The 17,382-nt window shown below is 72.1% G+C and carries 15 protein-coding genes; 12 read left to right on the top strand and 3 right to left on the bottom strand.

What is annotated here, in order from left to right; genetic code table 11:
• Positions 1 to 505 precede the first annotated feature (505 nt).
• Complete coding sequence (locus tag IE180_RS03820) at positions 506 to 757, bottom strand: hypothetical protein (protein WP_190155314.1); 252 nt, start codon at positions 755 to 757, stop codon at positions 506 to 508.
• Between the two features lie 127 nt (positions 758 to 884).
• On the opposite strand from IE180_RS03820, the gene IE180_RS03815 reads away from it, so the two are divergent.
• Positions 885 to 1,640 (top strand): GntR family transcriptional regulator, encoded by a 756-nt coding sequence (locus tag IE180_RS03815; RefSeq protein WP_190155313.1) that lies wholly within the window; start codon positions 885 to 887, stop codon positions 1,638 to 1,640.
• Positions 1,641 to 2,776: 1,136 nt separating this feature from the next.
• Here IE180_RS03815 and IE180_RS03810 read toward each other — a convergent pair.
• Positions 2,777 to 3,964 (bottom strand): NAD(P)/FAD-dependent oxidoreductase, encoded by a 1,188-nt coding sequence (locus tag IE180_RS03810; protein ID WP_190155312.1) that lies wholly within the window; start codon positions 3,962 to 3,964, stop codon positions 2,777 to 2,779.
• A 92-nt stretch (positions 3,965 to 4,056) separates the two neighbouring features.
• Positions 4,057 to 5,004 carry an RNA polymerase sigma factor SigJ gene (gene sigJ, locus IE180_RS03805; RefSeq protein WP_190155311.1) on the bottom strand — a complete coding sequence of 316 codons (948 nt, stop codon included), beginning with the start codon at positions 5,002 to 5,004 and terminating at the stop codon, positions 4,057 to 4,059.
• 121 nt (positions 5,005 to 5,125) lie between these two features.
• Here sigJ and IE180_RS03800 point away from each other — a divergent pair, with 121 nt between their 5' ends.
• The 11 genes from IE180_RS03800 to IE180_RS03750 all read left to right on the top strand — a co-directional run bounded on the left by IE180_RS03800 (position 5,126) and on the right by IE180_RS03750 (position 17,317).
• Entirely contained in the window at positions 5,126 to 5,491 is a 366-nt protein-coding gene (locus IE180_RS03800) for a PH domain-containing protein (protein WP_190155310.1), read from the top strand.
• A gap of 194 nt (positions 5,492 to 5,685) precedes the next feature.
• Positions 5,686 to 6,513, top strand: a complete 828-nt coding sequence (locus tag IE180_RS03795) for a BRO-N domain-containing protein (RefSeq protein WP_190155309.1) — start codon at positions 5,686 to 5,688, stop codon at positions 6,511 to 6,513.
• A gap of 262 nt (positions 6,514 to 6,775) precedes the next feature.
• Positions 6,776 to 7,642 carry a DUF2797 domain-containing protein gene (locus IE180_RS03790; protein WP_190155308.1) on the top strand — a complete coding sequence of 289 codons (867 nt, stop codon included), beginning with the start codon at positions 6,776 to 6,778 and terminating at the stop codon, positions 7,640 to 7,642.
• Positions 7,643 to 7,727: 85 nt separating this feature from the next.
• Positions 7,728 to 8,063, top strand: a complete 336-nt coding sequence (locus IE180_RS03785; RefSeq protein WP_190155307.1) for an antibiotic biosynthesis monooxygenase family protein — start codon at positions 7,728 to 7,730, stop codon at positions 8,061 to 8,063.
• Positions 8,050 to 8,934: an amidohydrolase family protein gene (locus IE180_RS03780; protein WP_190155306.1), complete on the top strand. Its 885-nt coding sequence runs from the start codon at positions 8,050 to 8,052 to the stop codon at positions 8,932 to 8,934. Before IE180_RS03785 ends, IE180_RS03780 begins: the two co-directional genes overlap by 14 nt.
• A 166-nt stretch (positions 8,935 to 9,100) precedes the next feature.
• Positions 9,101 to 9,856 (top strand): response regulator transcription factor, encoded by a 756-nt coding sequence (locus tag IE180_RS03775; RefSeq protein ID WP_308434355.1) that lies wholly within the window; start codon positions 9,101 to 9,103, stop codon positions 9,854 to 9,856.
• Between the two features lie 5 nt (positions 9,857 to 9,861).
• Positions 9,862 to 11,514, top strand: coding sequence for a sensor histidine kinase (locus tag IE180_RS03770; protein WP_190155305.1), 1,653 nt, complete (start codon positions 9,862 to 9,864; stop codon positions 11,512 to 11,514).
• Between the two features lie 26 nt (positions 11,515 to 11,540).
• Complete coding sequence (locus IE180_RS03765; protein ID WP_190155304.1) at positions 11,541 to 12,800, top strand: bifunctional glycosyltransferase family 2/GtrA family protein; 1,260 nt, start codon at positions 11,541 to 11,543, stop codon at positions 12,798 to 12,800.
• The gene (locus tag IE180_RS03760; RefSeq protein WP_190155303.1) at positions 12,797 to 14,926 is read left to right on the top strand and encodes an ArnT family glycosyltransferase; all 2,130 of its coding nucleotides are present in this window, start codon (positions 12,797 to 12,799) and stop codon (positions 14,924 to 14,926) included. Before IE180_RS03765 ends, IE180_RS03760 begins: the two co-directional genes overlap by 4 nt.
• Positions 14,927 to 15,002: 76 nt before the next feature.
• On the top strand, positions 15,003 to 16,508 hold the full coding sequence (locus tag IE180_RS03755) for an MFS transporter (protein ID WP_190155302.1): 1,506 nt from the start codon (positions 15,003 to 15,005) through the stop codon (positions 16,506 to 16,508).
• Between the two features lie 35 nt (positions 16,509 to 16,543).
• A complete protein-coding gene (locus IE180_RS03750) occupies positions 16,544 to 17,317 on the top strand; it encodes a TetR/AcrR family transcriptional regulator (RefSeq protein ID WP_190155301.1) in 774 nt (257 codons plus the stop codon).
• The last annotated feature ends 65 nt before the right edge of the window (positions 17,318 to 17,382 follow it).

The raw sequence follows: 17,382 nt of genomic DNA, 5'->3' as shown, positions 1-17,382 counted from the left end.
GGTACCCAACTGCTCATCGCTCACCATCCGCCGGTGAAGCCATGCGGTGGCAAGAGCAGGTGCAGGTCTCAAAGATCACTGGAATGTCCGCGGGTGCCGCGGCGGGGCGCGCGTGCTCGCACTCGTGATGTGAGCCGATGCGGCACGACGTGGAGCGGTACGGGGCGGAGGCGCGGTCGTACGACACTCGCGTACGACGGCCCTGGGCCGTCACGGCGTGACCTCCGCCGGCACCCAGCAACCGATGCTCGCGGCCATGGACGTGCCTGTCATCGTGCGCCGCGCTCGTTCCTCGGCGGCCACCACGTACGGGCGGACGAGTGCCGTCTCCTCCCCGGCCAGGATGTCCCAGGTGGATGTGCCAAGCCGTTGGACTGCACGGCCGAGGTGAACCACCGCCGGGCGAGAAGTGGTTAAGGGACCGCGCTGGCCGTTCGTTCTCCGGTGCTGTGCTCTGGTGCACCTGAGAGCGCCGCGGATACGGTTGAACATGCTGATCAGCTCCTCAAGGCTGATGGCCGTGCCCCCGGGCGGCGTCCACCGTCGCGGGGGTTTTGTAGTGGACTCCGGCCCAGATGCTGCGGCCGTCCTCGCTGCTGTCGATGAGCCCGAACGCGTCGGCCATCGCCAGTGCTGCGAGGAGCTCTTGCCATTGCTCGGGAGAGAGGGGGCGCGGCACGTGCGCCCGCACATGGATCCAGCCCTTGGCGCGCGTCACGACGGATGCCACGCCCAGAGCGGCGAGACGTGTGGTCATGCGGGCGACACGGCTCTCGGGGGATAACGCGAGGCCCTCCCTCGGCTGCACCTGACCCCCTCCGTAAGCTAGATAGCTAAGAGCAAGCTAGTTATCTAGATTAGAGGTAGTGGTCTAGGTTTTCCATATGCGTGAGCAGCCGCCGTACCTTCACATCGCTGACGTGCTACGACAGCGCATCGCCGATCAGGAATGGACGCCGGGAGACCGGCTGCCGTCCCGTGCGCAGTTGGCGCAGGAGTGCGGAGTGGGCGAGGCCGTCATTCGGCGGGCCCAAGAGACGCTCATCGCCCAAGGGGTCCTGGAGGGGCGTGCGGGCTCGGGAACCTATGTCGCAGAGCCGCGGGAGCGGCTGCGGATGGTCCGGTCGCGGCAGCAGGAGCACACCGACGGCTCACTGTTCCGTGCGGAGATGGCTGCGCTCGGCAAGAAGGGGACTTGGGAGAGTCGCAGCGAAGCGATGGTGCCGGCCCCGGTGGACATCGCCGCGCGGCTCGACATCCCTGAGGCGGACTACTGCGTGCGCACGGCGTATGAGTACTTGGCCGACGGCAAGCCCGTGCTCGTGTCGACGAGTTGGGAGCCGTACAGCATCACGTCCGGCACGCTCGCGGTTCTGCCTGAGGGTGGGCCGTACGCGGGGATGGGTGTCGTGCGTCGCATGGCGGAGATCGGCATCACGGTGAGCCGTGCCGTGGAGCAGCCGGAGCCGCGACAGGCGAGCGCTGAGGAGGCGTCGCTCCTGGGTATCCAGAAGGGTGCTCTCGTCACGCACATCCGGCGGACGTACTACAGCGATCAGGGGCAGCCCGTGGAGACGGCGGACATCGTCGTGCCTGCGGCGCTGTGCGAGATCGTCTACGAGGTCCCCATCGGCCGTTAGTCGCCCGCAATGAAGGCAGACGGCGGCGGACGCTCTGGTTCGCGGACCGTGGGCGTCTCCATGTGGTCGGGGGCGCCTGCCCGTGAGTACTTCCGCGACAACCTCACCTGTGCATCCGCTTCGAGACGGGATACATGACTGACGGCGACGTCGACGCAGTGACCGCAGATGAGCCGCGCGGTATGAGAGGGAGCGCACTGTAAGCCACGGCAATGACAGTCTGCGGTCGCAACCGTCGTCGCGACTGTGTCCCGTGGGAGTCGGCGGTGAACCTTAGGATAAGTACTGCTCCCCTAGCTCTTCCCCTGTACGTCGTTGACCTCTTCGCAGGAGGCGGCGGCCTCGCCCTGGCGGTCAGGGTGTTGGAAGAGAAGGAGGTGCATGGTGATGAGCTCGGACATGAGCAAGTCCCGCAGGAAGTGGTCCGGCCCCGAGAGGTGGCAGGTGGGTCTCTCCCTGGTGGGGGTGTTCGTGGCGATCATCGCCTTGGCGGTGCAGGTCATGCAGTAGCTGCACCGTGACCGCTGGGCGTGGCTGTTGAGCTGGGTGCAGATGAGCCCAGCCGAATGACAGACGGCTGGGCTCGGTACTGCATGGCGGGGGCCTGACCTGGGGTAGGAGCCGGGTCGGGCCCTCGACTGTCAACAATTGTGAACAGTCCTCTGGGAATACTACACCGAACTGAATCCCCAGGTCAGAGGCTGTATGGACGTCTCTGTGGTCCTGTGTCACCGCTGCAAAGACCACCAGGATGTTTCCTCTAACGCAGCTTTGGTGCTGCATGGCGGAGCGATGCGCCGACTCAGCCCGCGGTTCCCTTCCTCTTCGGGGAACATCGAACTCGGCCCGCTTGCCCGATCGGTGATGGTCGTGCTGTACAGCAGCGCCGTACCGCAACCCCAGCAACCGCCCCCGTCCGATAGCCCCTCTCCAGGGCCTCAGGGAGGCCGGTATGACCCCCGCTGACCGATCCCGCTAGAGCTACGGATCAGAAGGTTGCAGGTTCGAATCCTGCCGAGTGCACACAGACAAGAGGCCCGGACGAGAGTCCGGGCCTCTTGCGTTGTGGGGCGTCCTGTCCGACGGTCTTCGCGGGCGGGCGCTCCTCGGGGGAGCGCCCACCCGCGTGGGCGGGGTCAGGCCGTGGCCTCGATCGGGGCGGGGCGGTGGTTCAGGACGCGGCGGGGGCGGGTGCGGAGGCCGAGCTTCGGGTGGGCCACGCCCCAGGCCGCGCCCTTGCAGATCAGTTCCTTGTAGCCGGCGGCCAGTCGGCCCGTCAGGGCCGCGCGGACCGAGCGGTCGTCGGCGGTGACGTACTGGATGAGGCCTTCCCTGCGGCCCAGCGAGATGCACTGGTTGAAGTAGCGCAGCGGCGTCTTCGGGATCTTGGTGCCGGTGAGGCGGGCCGCGATGGCGTCGGCCGCCTGCCAGGCCATGGGGGTGCCCGTGGCGCACGACATCCGCAGCGGCTTGTCGCCCGGGCCCAGGGCGAGGGCGGCGTCGCCGACGGCGTACACGTCCGGGTGCGAGACCGAGCGCATCGTCCCGTCGACCACGATCCGGCCGTCGTCCGTGACCTCCAGGGTGGTGGCGCGCGCGATCGGGTGGACGGCGAAGCCGGTGGTCCACACCGTGACCGCGGCCGGGACCGGGCCGTCGGCGGTGAGGACGCGGTCCGCCTCGACCGCGGTGACCGCCGTGTGTTCGAGCACGGTGATGCCGAGCCCGGCGAAGACCTTCCGTACGTGCCGCCGGCCCTTGTCCGAGAGCCAGTCGCCGAGTTCGCCGCGGGCGGCGAGCGTGACGGCGAGGTCCGGGCGGGCCTCGGCGATCTCGCTCGCGGCCTCCAGGCCGGTGAGGCCGCCGCCGACGACGACCACGGACTCGCCGGCCGCCAGGGCGGCCAGGCGCTCGCGCAGCCGGAGCGCGCCGGGGCGGCCGGCGATCTCGTGGGCGTGTTCGTCGGTGCCGGGGACGCCCTGGGGGTTCCAGCCGCTGCCGAGGGCGTACACGAGGGTGTCGTACTCCAGTTCCTCGGCGGTGTCCCCGGCGGTGACCGCGACGGTCCGGCGCTCGGCGTCGACCGCCGTCACCCTCGCCGGCTTCAGTTCGACGCCCGTCCCCGCGAACATCTCGCTGAACGGCCGGTGCGGGAGGTCCTGGCCGACCGCCAGCTGGTGCAGCCGGACGCGCTCGACGAAGTCGGGCTCGGGGTTGACGAGGGTGATGGCGACGTCCTCGCGGTGGAGCTGCTTGGCGAGGCGCCCGGCGACGATGGCTCCGGTGTAGCCGGCTCCGAGGACGATGATGCGGTGCTGCTGCATGTGCCTGCTCCTGTCTCGCGCGGTGTCGACCCTTGAACCGGGCAGTCCGACGATTCCTGACAGGCGTGGTGTGTGATGTGGGTCACACGGGTTCAGAAGGCGGCTTCCAGCAAGGGGGAGCCGTGGTCCGAGGCCGCCCACCGCCTCGTCGCGCGTTCGAGCTTGTCGGGGTTCACCTGGTTGCGGAAGGCGGCGATGCCCTCGGCGGTGACCTCCAGGCACATGACGCCGACGACCCGGCCGTCGAGCACGGCCACGACGGCGGGGGAGCCGTTGGCGGTCGTCGCGTAGACGTCGGGCGAACCGCCGATCACCTTGCGCTTGGCGATGCCGGGCTTGAACAGGCCGCGCATGAACGTCGCGACCGCGAGGGCGCCCTCGAACGCCTTGGCGCGCGCCGGGACCTTGCCGCCGCCGTCGCCGATCGCGACGGCGTCGCCCGTGAGCAGCCGTACGAGCGGCTCGGTGCGGCCGCTGGTGGCGGCCGCGAGGAACTCCTCGACGATCCGCCGGGCCTCGGCCCCGTCGATCTCGGTGCGGGCCTTGCCGGCGGCGACGTGCTTCTTCGCGCGGTGGAAGATCTGCTGGCTGGCGGCCTCGGTGATGTCGAGGATCTCGGCGATCTCCCGGTGCGGGTAGTCGAAGGCCTCCCGCAGCACGTACACCGCGCGCTCGCCGGGGGAGAGGCGCTCCATGACGGCGAGGACCGCGTACGAGACCGACTCGCGCTGCTCGGCGGTGTCGGCGGGGCCGAGCATCGGGTCGCCGGCGAGGAGCGGCTCGGGCAGCCACTCGCCGACGTAGGTCTCGCGGCGGGCACGGGCCGAGGTGAGCTGGTTGAGGCAGAGGTTGGTGAGGACCTTGGTCAGCCATGCCTCCGGGACCTCGATGCGGTCGACGTCGGCGGCCTGCCAGCGCAGGAAGGTGTCCTGCACGGCGTCCTCGGCCTCGCTCGCGGAACCGAGGAGGCGGTAGGCGATCGCCTCCAGACGGGGCCTGGACGCCTCGAACCGGTCCACGTCGTCCATGGTCAGAACCATGGTCCGGATCCTAGTCCGGACGGGTTCGCGGCGGCAGGGCCGCAGGACCGTGGCGGGCTTTCCGGAAGGGGCGTTAGGGTCGGATGATCTTTCTTTCTCATCGGATGCGGGGGTTTGGGACATGGCACTCTTCGGGAACGCGCACGCGATCGATCCGGCGCAGGCGCAGCAGGACTACGCGCGGCTGCTCGGCCAGGGGGAGCGGGTGCACGCCGCGTACCTGCTGATCCGCGACACGATCTTCTTCACCGACCGGCGGCTCGTCCTCGTCGACAAGCAGGGGATCACCGGCAAGAAGGTCGAGTACCACTCGATCCCCTACCGGAGCATCACGCACTTCGCCGTCGAGACGGCCGGCACCTTCGACCTGGACGCCGAGCTGAAGATCTGGATCTCGGGCAGCCAGCTCCCGATCCAGAAGACCTTCACCAAGGGGGTCGACATCTACGAGGTGCAGGCGATCCTCACGCAGTTCGTCGCCAAGTAGGCGTACGGAACGGGACGCGCGGGGGCGGGCGCACCGAGACGGGCGTACGGGGACGGGCGCGCGGAGACGGGCGTACGGAAGGGAGGGCTCTCGGCAGAATCGCCGAGAGCCCTCCCCTTTCGGGTGAACCCGTCTGATTTGCATGTCAGTTGAATATGCCCTCGGCCTAGCTTGCGAGGCGGAGGTGATGATCGATGGACGCGATCGACATCGATGACCTGGTGCACGCCGCCACCGGAACGCCCCTGCGGCGGCTGACCGCGCCGGACGGAACCCACTGGTTCCCGGTGGTGGACGTGGCGAAGGGCCTCGGATACGCGGGGACGCGGGAGGCGCTGCGGACCGTGACCCTGCCCGAGGAGTGCCTCGCGACCGCACGGGAGCTCGACGGGGGCGCGGGGTTCCCCGGCCGGTCCACCGGGATCCGGGCGTCGACCCGGATGGTGAGCCTGGAGGGGCTCGTGCGGCTCGTCGGGGCGTGCCGGAGGCCGGAGGCCGGTCCGTTCCAGGCGTGGACGGCGGGGGTCGTGGCCGCTGTCCAGCGATACGGCGGATACGGGCTCGAACCCTCGCCGGTGCACGCCGGTTTCCTGCTGCCGCCGGAGCTCGTCGACGTCCTCGTACGGCTCGAGGGGCGATTCGACGAGCAGGCCGCCGCCTCCCTCGAACACGCCGGATACGCGGAGTTGCTGCGCGAGACCCGGCAGAGCCTCTCCAGGGTCGCCGACTCCCTGGAGCGGCTCGCCGTGCCCCGCCAGCGCACCGGCGCCGCCGTCGCCCTCACGCCCCAGGAACTCGTGGAGTCCTGGGCCATCACCGGGGACGTGCGGACGGTCGCCTCCTGTCTGGCGCCCGCGCTCGTACGGGGCGGGGTGCGCTACCGGCCCCAGGACGTCACCCGCCGCACCGGCCTCTCCGGCGAACGCGTCCGGGACTGCGTCCGCCTCCTCCTCGAACGCGGCTGCATGCGCGAGGTGGGCACCCCGGCCCCGGACGGCACCCGTATGTACGTCCTGCCCTGAGCGGTCGGGCCGCCACGGACCGCCCCGAGCGGCCAGGGCGTACGGACCGCCCCGCCGGCCGGGCCGCCACGGACCGCCCCGAGCGGCCAGGGCGTACGGACCGCCCCGCCGGCCGGGCCGCCACGGGCCGCCCCGGCCGGCGCGTCGGCCAGGCCGAAGGCGCCGGTGGAGCGGCCCCGGGGCTCCGGGCCGGGGACTGGAAGCGGACGTGGCGGAGGCGGAGACTGGACGGCGTCCGGGGAGTACAGGGAGGCGCGGCGGCGTGGAGTGGTGGGCTCGGGGGATCGACTGGGCCGGCGGAGCGCCCGGGCTGCGGTGGCGGGGCGGGCGCGTCAGCACGCTCGCGTACGGGCAGCGGCTCGCCTTCCGGGCCGTCGGCGTCCGGCGGTGCCCCGGCGCCCGGGGAAACCCCTGCCCCCTGGAGGCCGTCGTGCCCGGCCGGTCCACCGGCGGGCGGTGCCCGGAGTGCGCGCGGCTCGACCGGGCCCACTCCGTCGCGGCCGACACCGTCGCGGACGATCCGCAGCCGTACCACGTCTACCTGGCCTGGTTCGGCCCCGGGATGACCAAGGTCGGGATCACCGCCGAGGCCCGGGGCGAAGCCCGGCTCCTGGAGCAGGGGGCCGTCGTGTTCAGCTGGCTCGGCCGGGGCCCGTTGATGGCCGCCCGGCGCACCGAGGAGGTGCTGCGGCAGGCACTCGGCGTGCCCGACCGGGTGGCGTACGAGCGCAAGCGGGCCGCCCGGCACGCCCTGCCGCCCGCCGGGGAACGGGCCCGTGAGGTCGAGGAGCTGTACCGGCGCGCGCGGACCGTCGGCGGCTGGACGGAGACCCTGGAACCGCTGGAGTTCGCCGCACGGGACCAGGCGGGTGCGTTCCGTCTCGACGGGCTGCCGCGGCTCGACGGCACGATCGCCGAGCTCGTCGGCGGCGGCGTCGTCACCGGGCGGCTGCTCGCCGCCGCCGGGCCCGACCTGCACCTCCTCGCCCCCGACGGGCGCTGCCTCGTCCTCGACACCCGGCTCATGCGCGGCTGGGTCCTCGAGGCCGCGGGAGAGGGGGAGAGCTTCTCGGTGCCGGTGACGGCGGCGGTTCCGGTGGCCGAGAGCGCCCAGGAGGAGCTCTTCTGAGGGCCGGGCCGGCCTTCGTAAAGTCTTGGATCCCTTTCCCCGGCCACCGTGGACATCACGTCGCCGTCGCGACGAGGGTGATCACATGACCCCGAAGCTGGTGGCGGGCCTCGAACCGCCCTACTACACGGCCGTGTTCACCTCCGTCCGTCCCGACGCCCCCGAGGGCTACGCCGAGACCTCCGCCCGGATGCAGGAGATCGTCCGGGACGTCCCGGGCTTCCTCGGCTACGAGTCCGCCCGTACGCCCGGCGGCATCGGCATCACCGTCGCCTACTTCCGCGACCTGGAGTCCCTCGACGCCTGGCGCCTCCACGCCGAGCACCAGGCCGCCAAGGCGTACGGGCGGAAGCACTGGTACGACAGCTACAGCGTCCACATCGGCAAGGTCGAGCGGAGCTACGGCCATGAGCGGAAGTGACGACATCCCGGCCCTCCTGGAACGGCTCGGGCTCCCCGGACTCGTCGACGTGCACACGCACTTCATGCCGCAGAACGTCCTCGACAAGGTCTGGGCGTACTTCGACGCCGTCGGGCCCCTCACGGGAGTGGAGTGGCCCATCACCTACCGCGAGGAGGAGGAGCGCCGGCTCGCCCTCCTGCGCGGGTTCGGCGTGGTCGCCTTCACCGCGATGCTCTACCCGCACAAGCCCGGCATGGCCGCCTGGCTGAACTCCTGGGCCGCCGACTTCGCGGCCCGCACCCCCGACTGTCTGCACACCGCGACGTTCTTCCCCGAGCCGGGGGTCGACGCGTACGTCCTCCAGGCGCTCGACGCCGGAGCCCGGGTGTTCAAGGTGCACCTCCAGGTGGGCGGCTTCGACCCGACCGCCGTCGAACTCGACAGCTCCTGGGGAGCCCTCGCCGACAGCGGCACCCCCGTCGTCGTCCACTGCGGCTCGGGACCCGTCCCGGGAAACTTCACCGGGCCCGGACCCATGGGGCGGCTGCTGGCCCGCCACCCGAGGCTGCGGGTGATCGTCGCGCACATGGGGATGCCCGAGTACGGCGACTTCCTGGACCTGGCCCAGCGCTACGAGGGCGTCCACCTCGACACCACCATGGCCTTCACGGACTTCAGCGAGCGGCTCGCGCCCTTCCCCGAGGCCGAGCGCAAGCGGCTCCTCGACCTCGGTGACCGGATCCTCCTCGGCTCGGACTTCCCGAACATCCCGTATCCGTACGTCCACCAACTCCACTCCCTCGAACGCCTCGGCCTCGGCGACGACTGGCTCCGGCGGGTGCTGTACGAGAACGGCGCCGCGCTGTTTCACGTGAAACACGTCGGTTGACACGAAGAATGCCGGTGGGCGTGAAAAATCCCGTTTCACGTGAAACAGGACGTTTCACGTGAAACCTTGAGTCACTGATCTCCTGAAGGCTTCTGGACGACCTTTCTCAGGGAATTCACAGGAAAGGGAAAGAGGCCTCTCAGCGGCGGCCCCCACCGTGGGAGCCATGACCGTGACCACGCCAAGCACCAGCGCCCGCACCGGCACCCACGCCGACATGCGCCGAGCCGACGGAACCGCCGTCAGGGTCCTCGTCGTCGACGACGAGGCCTCGCTCGCCGAGCTGCTCTCCATGGCCCTGCGCTACGAGGGCTGGCAGGTCCGCAGTGCGGGGGACGGAGCCGCCGCCCTCCGCGCCGCGCGCGAGTTCCGGCCCGACGCGGTCATCCTCGACGTCATGCTCCCGGACGCCGACGGGCTGAGCCTGCTCGGTTCGATCCGCCGCGAACTGCCCGACGTGCCCGTGCTGTTCCTGACCGCGAAGGACGCCGTCGAGGACCGCATCGCCGGGCTCACCGCCGGCGGCGACGACTACGTCACCAAGCCCTTCAGCCTGGAGGAGGTCGTGGCCCGGCTGCGCGGCCTCATCCGCAGGTCGGGGGCCGCGCAGACGCGCAGCGAGTCACTGCTCTCCGTGGGGGACCTGACCCTCGACGAGGACAGCCACGAGGTCACCCGGGGCGGTGACTCCATCCACCTCACCGCGACCGAGTTCGAGCTGCTGCGCTACCTCATGCGCAACCCTCGGCGGGTGCTCAGCAAGGCGCAGATCCTCGACCGGGTCTGGTCCTACGACTTCGGCGGCCAGGCCAACGTCGTCGAGCTCTACATCTCCTACCTCCGCCGGAAGATCGACGCCGGTCGCTCGCCGATGATCCACACCCGGCGCGGGGCCGGCTATCTGATCAAGCCGGGGGAGTAACCCCCGTGCGCCTACGGCGAGGACGCCCGTGGTCGCTGCGGACACGGCTCGTCGTCTCGGCGGTCGCGCTGATCGCGGTCGTCGCGGCGGTGATCGGGGCGGTGACGACCATCGCGTTCCGCTCGTACCTGTACGCACAGGCCGACGAGCAGGTGCGGGCCCTCTCGAACCGGGCCTCCGGGCCGCCGGGCGTGATGGTCGCGCCCGATCCGGTGCGGAACCGTGAGCCGCTCGCCTTCGTCGTCGGTCCGGGAGTGCCGGCCGGCACGCTCGGTGCCGTCCTCACGGACGACGGCGTCTCCTCCGCCGGGTACCAGGCGGAGTCCGACGACAGCGGCGTGTACGGCCCGAAGTTCCGGATCGAGGAACTCGACGCGGGCCAGCGGGCCGTGCTCGCCGCCGTCCCCCGTGACGACCGGCGGCACACCGTCGAACTGCCCGGCGGACTCGGCGCGTACCGGGTCGGGTACGCCGTCGGGGCCCACGGCGCGTTCCTCACCGGCATCCCCCTCGCCGAGGTCGAGGACGCCCTCTCCACCCTCGTCCTCGTCGAGCTGAGCGTCACCGGAGCCGGGCTCGTCGCGGCCTCGCTCGCCGGGACCGTGCTCGTCCGGGTCGCCCTCCGTCCGCTGCGCCGGGTCGCCGCCACCGCCCGTCAGGTCGCCCGGCTCCCCCTGCACAGCGGAGAGGTGGCGCTCCATCAGCGGGTCCCGGAGGCGGAGGCCGACCCGCGCACCGAGGTGGGGCAGGTCGGGGCGGCCCTCAACCGGATGCTCGACCACGTCCACTCGGCCCTCGACGCCCGCCAGCAGAGCGAGACCCGGGTACGGCAGTTCGTCGCGGACGCCAGCCACGAGCTGCGCACCCCGCTCGCCTCGATCCGGGGCTACGCGGAGCTCACCCGGCGCGGCCGCGAGGAGTGCGGCCCCGACACCCGGCACGCCCTCGGCCGGATCGAGTCCGAGGCGATCCGGATGACCGGTCTGGTCGAGGACCTCCTGCTGCTCGCCCGGCTCGACGCCGGGCGCCCCCTCTCGTACGGGACCACCGACCTCGTCCCGCTCCTCGTGGACGCGGTGAGCGACGCCCGCGCCGCCGGACCCGAGCACCACTGGCGCCTCGAACTGCCCACGGACAGCGCGGTCGTACGGGCCGACGGCGCCCGGCTCCAGCAGGTCCTGGTCAACCTCCTCGCCAACGCCCGCACCCACACCCCGCCCGGCACCGAGGTCACCGCCCGCGTCCTTGCGGAGGCCGGGGCCGTCCTCGTCGAGATCGAGGACGACGGCCCCGGCATCGCGCCCGGACTGCTCCCCACCGTCTTCGAGCGCTTCGCGCGCGGTGACGCCTCCCGCTCCCGGCACGCCGGATCCACCGGCCTCGGCCTCGCCATCGTCCGCGCGGTCGTGCTCGCGCACGGGGGAGAGGCGGGCGTCGACAGCGCCCCCGGCCGGACCGTCTTCACCGTCCGGCTGCCCGCCGCACAGAACGCCGGGCAGGACCCAGAGGCGCCGGACGGGGAGGTGCCGACCGCACAGGCGCCGGACTCACAGGCGCCGACCGCACAGGTGCCGGACCCAGAGGTGCCGGATCCAGAAGTGCCGACCGCGCGGGCGCCGGACTCACAGGCGCGCCACAGGCTCATCACACGGCCGTGACAGCGGGGCCCGGGAGGGTCCCTGTCATGCGAACCCAAACCATCGGGGAAGCCCTCCCCGCCCGGGAGCACCTGCCGGTGGACGTCGCCGGACGGCCCGTCCTGGACGTGGTGATCCCCGTCCACAACGAGGAGAAGGACCTGGAGCCGTGCGTCCGCCGGCTCCACGAGCACCTCCTGAAGACCTTCCCGTACGGCTTCCGCATCACCGTCGCCGACAACGCCTCCACCGACACGACGCCCGCCGTCTCCGCCGCCCTCGCGGCCGAACTGCCCGAGGTGCGCTCCGTACGGCTCGAACAGAAGGGCCGCGGCCGGGCGCTGCGGACCGTGTGGTCGGCCTCGGACGCGCCCGTCCTCGCCTACATGGACGTGGACCTGTCCACCGACCTCAACGCGCTGCTCCCGCTGGTCGCGCCGCTCATCTCCGGCCACTCGGACCTCGCGATCGGCTCCCGGCTCACCCGCTCCTCGCGGGTGGTGCGCGGGCCGAAGCGGGAGTTCATCTCGCGGGCCTACAACCTGATCCTGCGCTCCTCGCTCGCCGCCCGGTTCTCCGACGCGCAGTGCGGCTTCAAGGCGATACGGCGGGAGGTCGCCGAGCGGCTCCTGCCGATGGTGGAGGACACCGGCTGGTTCTTCGACACGGAGATGCTGGTCCTCGCCGAGCGGGCCGGGCTGCGCATCCACGAGGTGCCGGTGGACTGGGTCGACGACCCCGACTCGACCGTCCGCATCGTGCGGACGGCGACCGACGACCTGAAGGGCGTGTGGCGGGTGGGGCGGGCCCTCGCGACCGGCTCGCTGCCCCTCGACCGGCTCGCCCGGCCGTTCGGCGACGACCCCCGGGACCGGGAGCTGAACGGCGTGCCGGGCGGCCTCGCCCGGCAGCTCGTCGGCTTCTGCGTGGTCGGGGTCCTGTCCACGCTCTGCTACCTCGCGCTGTACTCGGCCTTCCGCCTCGGCGTCGGCCCACAGTCCGCCAACGCCGCCGCGCTCCTCGTCTCCGCCGTCGCCAACACGGCCGCCAACCGGCGCCTCACCTTCGGCGTACGGGGACGGGACCGGGCCGTCCGCCACCAGGCGCAGGGGCTCGTGGTCTTCGCCATCGGCCTCGCCCTGACGAGCGGTTCGCTCGCCGCCCTCGGCGCGGCGACCGGCGATCCGGCGCACTCCACGGAGCTCGCCGTCCTGATCGTCGCCAACCTGGCCGCGACCGTCCTGCGCTTCCTCCTCTTCCGCCTCTGGGTCTTTCCCGAGCGGCCGACCCCAAGGAACGACCGATGACCACCCTGCCCGCCGCCGTCCCCGCGGCGCCCCGCACCGGCCGGCTCGCCCGGCTGTGGCGCGGACGCGCCGAGGACCGCCCCTGGGCCCGGCCCGCCCTCCTCGGCCTGCTCGTCGCCACGGCGCTGCTCCACCTGTGGAACCTCAGCGCCTCCGGCTACGCCAACTCCTTCTACTCCGCCGCCGTCCAGGCGGGCTCCCAGAGCTGGAAGGCCTTCTTCTTCGGCTCCCTCGACGCGGCCAACGCCATCACCGTCGACAAGCCGCCGGCCGCGCTCTGGCCGATGGCCCTCTCCGTCCGCCTCTTCGGCCTCGGCTCCTGGCAGATCCTCGTGCCCGAGGCGCTCATGGGGGTGGGCACGGTCGCCGTGCTCCACGCGGCCGTCCGGCGCCGGTTCTCCGCCGGGGCGGCCCTGATCGCGGGCGCGGTCCTCGCGCTGACGCCGGTCGCCGCGCTGATGTTCCGCTTCAACAACCCGGACGCACTGCTCGCGCTGCTCATGACGGTCGCGGCGTACTGCGTGCTGCGCGCCCTGGAGCGGGACCGGGGCGCCGCGAGGTGGCTCGTGGGGGCGGGCGTGGCCTTCGGCGTCGCGTTCCTCGCGAAGACCCTCCAGGCCTTCCTGATCCTTCCGCCGCTCGCGCTCGTGTACCTGGCCTGCGCGCCGGGCGGGTTCGGGAGGCGGCTCGGCCGGCTCGCCCTGGGCGGGCTCGCGGTGCTCGTCTCGGCGGGCTGGTGGGTGGCCCTGGTCGAACTGTGGCCGGCGTCCTCCCGTCCGTACGTCGGAGGCTCCCAGAACAACAGCTTCCTGGAGCTGACCTTCGGCTACAACGGCCTCGGCCGGCTCAACGGCGACGAGGTCGGCAGCGTCGGCGGCGGGGGCCGGGGCGGCCCCGGCGGGGCGGCCGAGAACCTGCCGGCCGGCATGGAGCCGTTCGGCCGTCCCGGTGGCGGCGGTGGCGGCTGGGGCGAGACCGGGATCGGCCGGATGTTCAACGAGTCGGTCGGCGGTCAGATCTCCTGGCTGCTGCCGGCCGCGCTGATCCTGCTGGTCGCCGGGCTCGTCGTCACCTGGCGGGCGCCCCGTACGGACACGGCGCGCTCGGCGTTCCTGGTGTGGGGCGGTTCGCTCCTGATGACGCTCGCCGTCTTCAGCTTCATGGCCGGCATCTTCCACGAGTACTACACGGTGGCCCTGGCCCCGTACCTCGCGGCGCTGGTCGGCACGGGCGCGGCCGTGCTGTGGGAGGAGCGGACCCGGTGGCCCGCCTCGGCGGCCCTCGCGGTGACGGTGGCCATGACGGCCTGGTGGGCGTGGACGCTGCTCGGCCGTACGCCGGACTGGCTGCCGTGGCTGCGGGGGACGGTCCTGGTGGCGGGCGCCGTCGCGGCGCTCGGGCTGCTGTTCGCGGGCCGGGTCGACCGGCGCCTCGGGTTCGGTCTCGCGGGGCTCGGTCTGGCGGCGGGGCTGGCGGGGCCGTTCGCGTACACCCTGGCGACGGTGGGCTCGGGGCACCAGGGCTCGATCGTGACGGCGGGCCCGGCGGGCGGCGCGGCGGGCGGCCGGGGCCCGGGCGGCGGCCGATCCTTCGAGGGTGGCGGGATGATGCCACCGTTCGGCCGGACGCCTGGTGGCCGGGGCGGTCAGGTGCCGGGTGGTCAGTTGCCGGGCGGTCGGGGCCAGGGGGGCGGGACGCCCGCCGGCGCCCCGCCCCAGGGGATGCCCCAGGGGATGCCCTGGGGGGCGGCCCGGGGCGAGAGGCCCGGCGGCGGCATGGGAGGCCTCCTCGACGGCGCCCGTGTCGGTGCGGAGGCGAAGGCCGCCCTCCTCGCGGACGCCGACGCGTACACCTGGGTCGCGGCGGCGGTCGGCGCGCAGAACGCCGCCGGCTACCAGCTCGCCACGGAGAAGCCGGTCATGGCGATCGGCGGCTTCAACGGCAGCGACCCCTCTCCGACGCTCGCCCGGTTCGAGCAGTACGTCGCCGAGGGGAGGATCCACTACTTCATCGCCTCCGGCGGAGGCATGGGCGGCGGCAGCGCGATCACCTCGTGGGTGGAGAGCACCTTCGAGAAGGTCACCGTCGACGGCGCCACCCTCTACGACCTCACTCGGAGGAAATAACTCCTATACGGTGTAAGAGAAGCTCCTGTACGGTGTACGAGTCCCGGCCTCGTACACCGTACAAGGAGTTTCTTCCATGACAGCAGCCACCGGCGGCGGCCATCCCCAGCGCTGGCTGATCCTCGGCGTCATCTGCCTCGCCCAGCTCACGGTGCTGCTCGACAACACCGTGCTCAGCGTCGCCATCCCCTCCCTGACCTCCGAACTCCACGCGTCCACCAGCGACATCCAGTGGATGATCAACGCGTACTCGCTCGTCCAGTCCGGCCTGTTGCTCACCGCCGGCAACGCCGCCGACCGCTACGGCCGCAAGAAGCTCCTCGCCGCCGGCCTCGCGCTCTTCGGCCTCGGCTCGCTCGCCGCCGGCCTCGCCGGCTCCACCGCGCAGCTGATCGCCGCCCGCGCGGGCATGGGCGTCGGCGGCGCGCTCCTGATGACCACCACCCTCGCCGTCGTGATGCAGATCTTCGACGATTCGGAGCGGGTCAAGGCCATCGCGCTCTGGTCCACGGTCGCCTCGCTCGGCTTCGCCGGGGGCCCGCTGATCGGCGGCGTGATCCTGAACCACTTCTGGTGGGGAATGATCTTCCTGATCAACCTCCCGGTCGCGGCCGTCGCCCTCGTCGCCGTCCTCAAGCTCGTCCCGGAGTCCAAGAACCCCCAGGGCGAGCGCCCCGACCTGCTCGGCGCGCTGCTCTCCACCATCGGCATGACCGCCGTCGTGTACGCGATCATCAGCGGCCCCGGACACGGCTGGACCTCCGCCCAGGTCCTGGTCCCGGCGGCCGTCGGCCTCCTCGGGCTCGGTGCGTTCGCGCTGTGGGAGCTGCACACCCCGCACCCGATGCTCGACATGCACTTCTTCCGGAACCAGAAGTTCATCGGTGCCGTCGGCGGTTCGATCCTGGTCGTCTTCGGCATGGGGGGCTCGCTCTTCCTGCTCACCCAGCACCTGCAGTTCGTCCTCGGCTACGAGCCGCTCGAAGCCGGCCTCCGGATGGCGCCCCTCGCCCTGACGATCGTCGGCCTCAACCTGACCGGCGTCGGCCCGAAGATCGTCATGAAGCTCGGCACCCCGCCCACCGTGGTCCTCGGCATGACGCTGGTCGCCGCCGGTCTCACCTCCATCGCGCTGCTCGGCGGCGGCACGGACGGCAGCTACGGCGGGATGCTGCTCGGCCTGGTCCTGATGGGCTTCGGCATCGCCGTCTCCTCGCCGGCCATGGCCAACGCCCTGATGAGCGCGATCCCGCCGGAGAAGGCGGGCGTGGGCGCCGGGATCAACGGCACCCTGGCGGAGTTCGGCAACGGTCTGGGCGTCGCCGTCCTCGGCGCCGTGCTCAACGCCCGCTTCGCCGCGCTCGTCGCCGTGACCGCGTCCTCGCTCCCGGCCGCCCTGGCCGCCGCCGGCGACGAGGCCGAGCGGCGGCAGATCTCCGACGCCTTCGCCTCCGGCCTCCAGACCAGCCAGCTCGTCGGCGCGATCGCCGTCTTCGCCGGCGGCCTCCTGGCGGCGGCCCTGCTCAAGCGGGCCGAGCGCGCGGAGAAGGCCCTGGCGCCCGAAGAGCCGCTCGCTGCCTAGCATGGTGACGGACCGCTGACAGACGGAGGAACGCGATGGTCAAGGCAGCCGAACGGGCCAAGAACCCGGCGCGTTCCAGCGTGTGGCTGGAGAAGCGGGCCACCCGCAGCGGCGGGGGCCCGGCCGGGCTCGACCGGGACCGGATCGTCGCCGCCGCGGTCCGGATGCTCGACGAGGAGGGCCTCGCCAAGCTGTCGATGCGCAAGCTCGCGACCGAGCTGGGCGTCACGGCCATGTCCCTCTACTGGTACGTGGACACCAAGGACGACATCATCGAGTTCGCCATGGACAGCGTCTACGGCGAGTTCGACCTCGCGGCGGTCGACGCCGCCCGGGACTGGCGGGACCGGATGCGCGTCCTCGCCCGGGAGTACCGGAAGATGCTGGTCCGCCACCCCTGGATGTCGCCGAGCGCCGGCCAGTACCTGAACATCGGCCCCAACGCGATCGCCGTCGGACACAAGATCCACGAGACGGTCGCGGAGACCGGCCTCCCGCTGGAGCGCCGGCCGAGCGCGACGTCCGCGGTCTTCCAGTTCGTGTACGGCTACGGGACGATCGAGTCCCGGTTCGGCCGGCGCGCCGCCGAGGCGGGCATGTCGCAGGACGAGTTCTACGTGGACTCGGTGAACGCCTTCCGGAACGACCCGGAGTTCACGGGCCGGGCCGAGGTCCTCGGCGAGATCCTCGACGAGCGGACCTCGCACGGCAACCTCAGCGAGATCTGGGACCGCGACTTCGTCTACGCCCTGGACGTCCTGATCGCCGGCATCGAGGTCATGGTCGCGCGCGAGGCCGAAGGCGCCTGACGGTCCGGCGGAAGAAAAGTCCGGCGGAAGAAAAGACGGAGCGGCGGGCCGTCCCCTGCCCGCCG

Origin of the sequence: Streptomyces litmocidini, assembly GCF_014649755.1 — a bacterium.
GTDB classification, from domain to species: domain Bacteria; phylum Actinomycetota; class Actinomycetes; order Streptomycetales; family Streptomycetaceae; genus Streptomyces; species Streptomyces litmocidini.
The sequence above is the reverse complement of the archived record's forward strand: the minus strand, read 5'-3'. Positions and strand labels throughout refer to the sequence as shown.

Coding starts and splice junctions, on each gene's coding strand:
- IE180_RS03820 (WP_190155314.1), bottom strand. CDS start 757: ATGACCACACGTCTCGCCGCTCTGGGCGTGGCATCCGTCGTGACGCGC.
- IE180_RS03815 (WP_190155313.1), top strand. CDS start 885: ATGCGTGAGCAGCCGCCGTACCTTCACATCGCTGACGTGCTACGACAG.
- IE180_RS03810 (WP_190155312.1), bottom strand. CDS start 3,964: ATGCAGCAGCACCGCATCATCGTCCTCGGAGCCGGCTACACCGGAGCC.
- sigJ (WP_190155311.1), bottom strand. CDS start 5,004: ATGGTTCTGACCATGGACGACGTGGACCGGTTCGAGGCGTCCAGGCCC.
- IE180_RS03800 (WP_190155310.1), top strand. CDS start 5,126: ATGGCACTCTTCGGGAACGCGCACGCGATCGATCCGGCGCAGGCGCAG.
- IE180_RS03795 (WP_190155309.1), top strand. CDS start 5,686: ATGGACGCGATCGACATCGATGACCTGGTGCACGCCGCCACCGGAACG.
- IE180_RS03785 (WP_190155307.1), top strand. CDS start 7,728: ATGACCCCGAAGCTGGTGGCGGGCCTCGAACCGCCCTACTACACGGCC.
- IE180_RS03780 (WP_190155306.1), top strand. CDS start 8,050: ATGAGCGGAAGTGACGACATCCCGGCCCTCCTGGAACGGCTCGGGCTC.
- IE180_RS03775 (WP_308434355.1), top strand. CDS start 9,101: ATGACCGTGACCACGCCAAGCACCAGCGCCCGCACCGGCACCCACGCC.
- IE180_RS03765 (WP_190155304.1), top strand. CDS start 11,541: ATGCGAACCCAAACCATCGGGGAAGCCCTCCCCGCCCGGGAGCACCTG.
- IE180_RS03760 (WP_190155303.1), top strand. CDS start 12,797: ATGACCACCCTGCCCGCCGCCGTCCCCGCGGCGCCCCGCACCGGCCGG.
- IE180_RS03755 (WP_190155302.1), top strand. CDS start 15,003: ATGACAGCAGCCACCGGCGGCGGCCATCCCCAGCGCTGGCTGATCCTC.
- IE180_RS03750 (WP_190155301.1), top strand. CDS start 16,544: ATGGTCAAGGCAGCCGAACGGGCCAAGAACCCGGCGCGTTCCAGCGTG.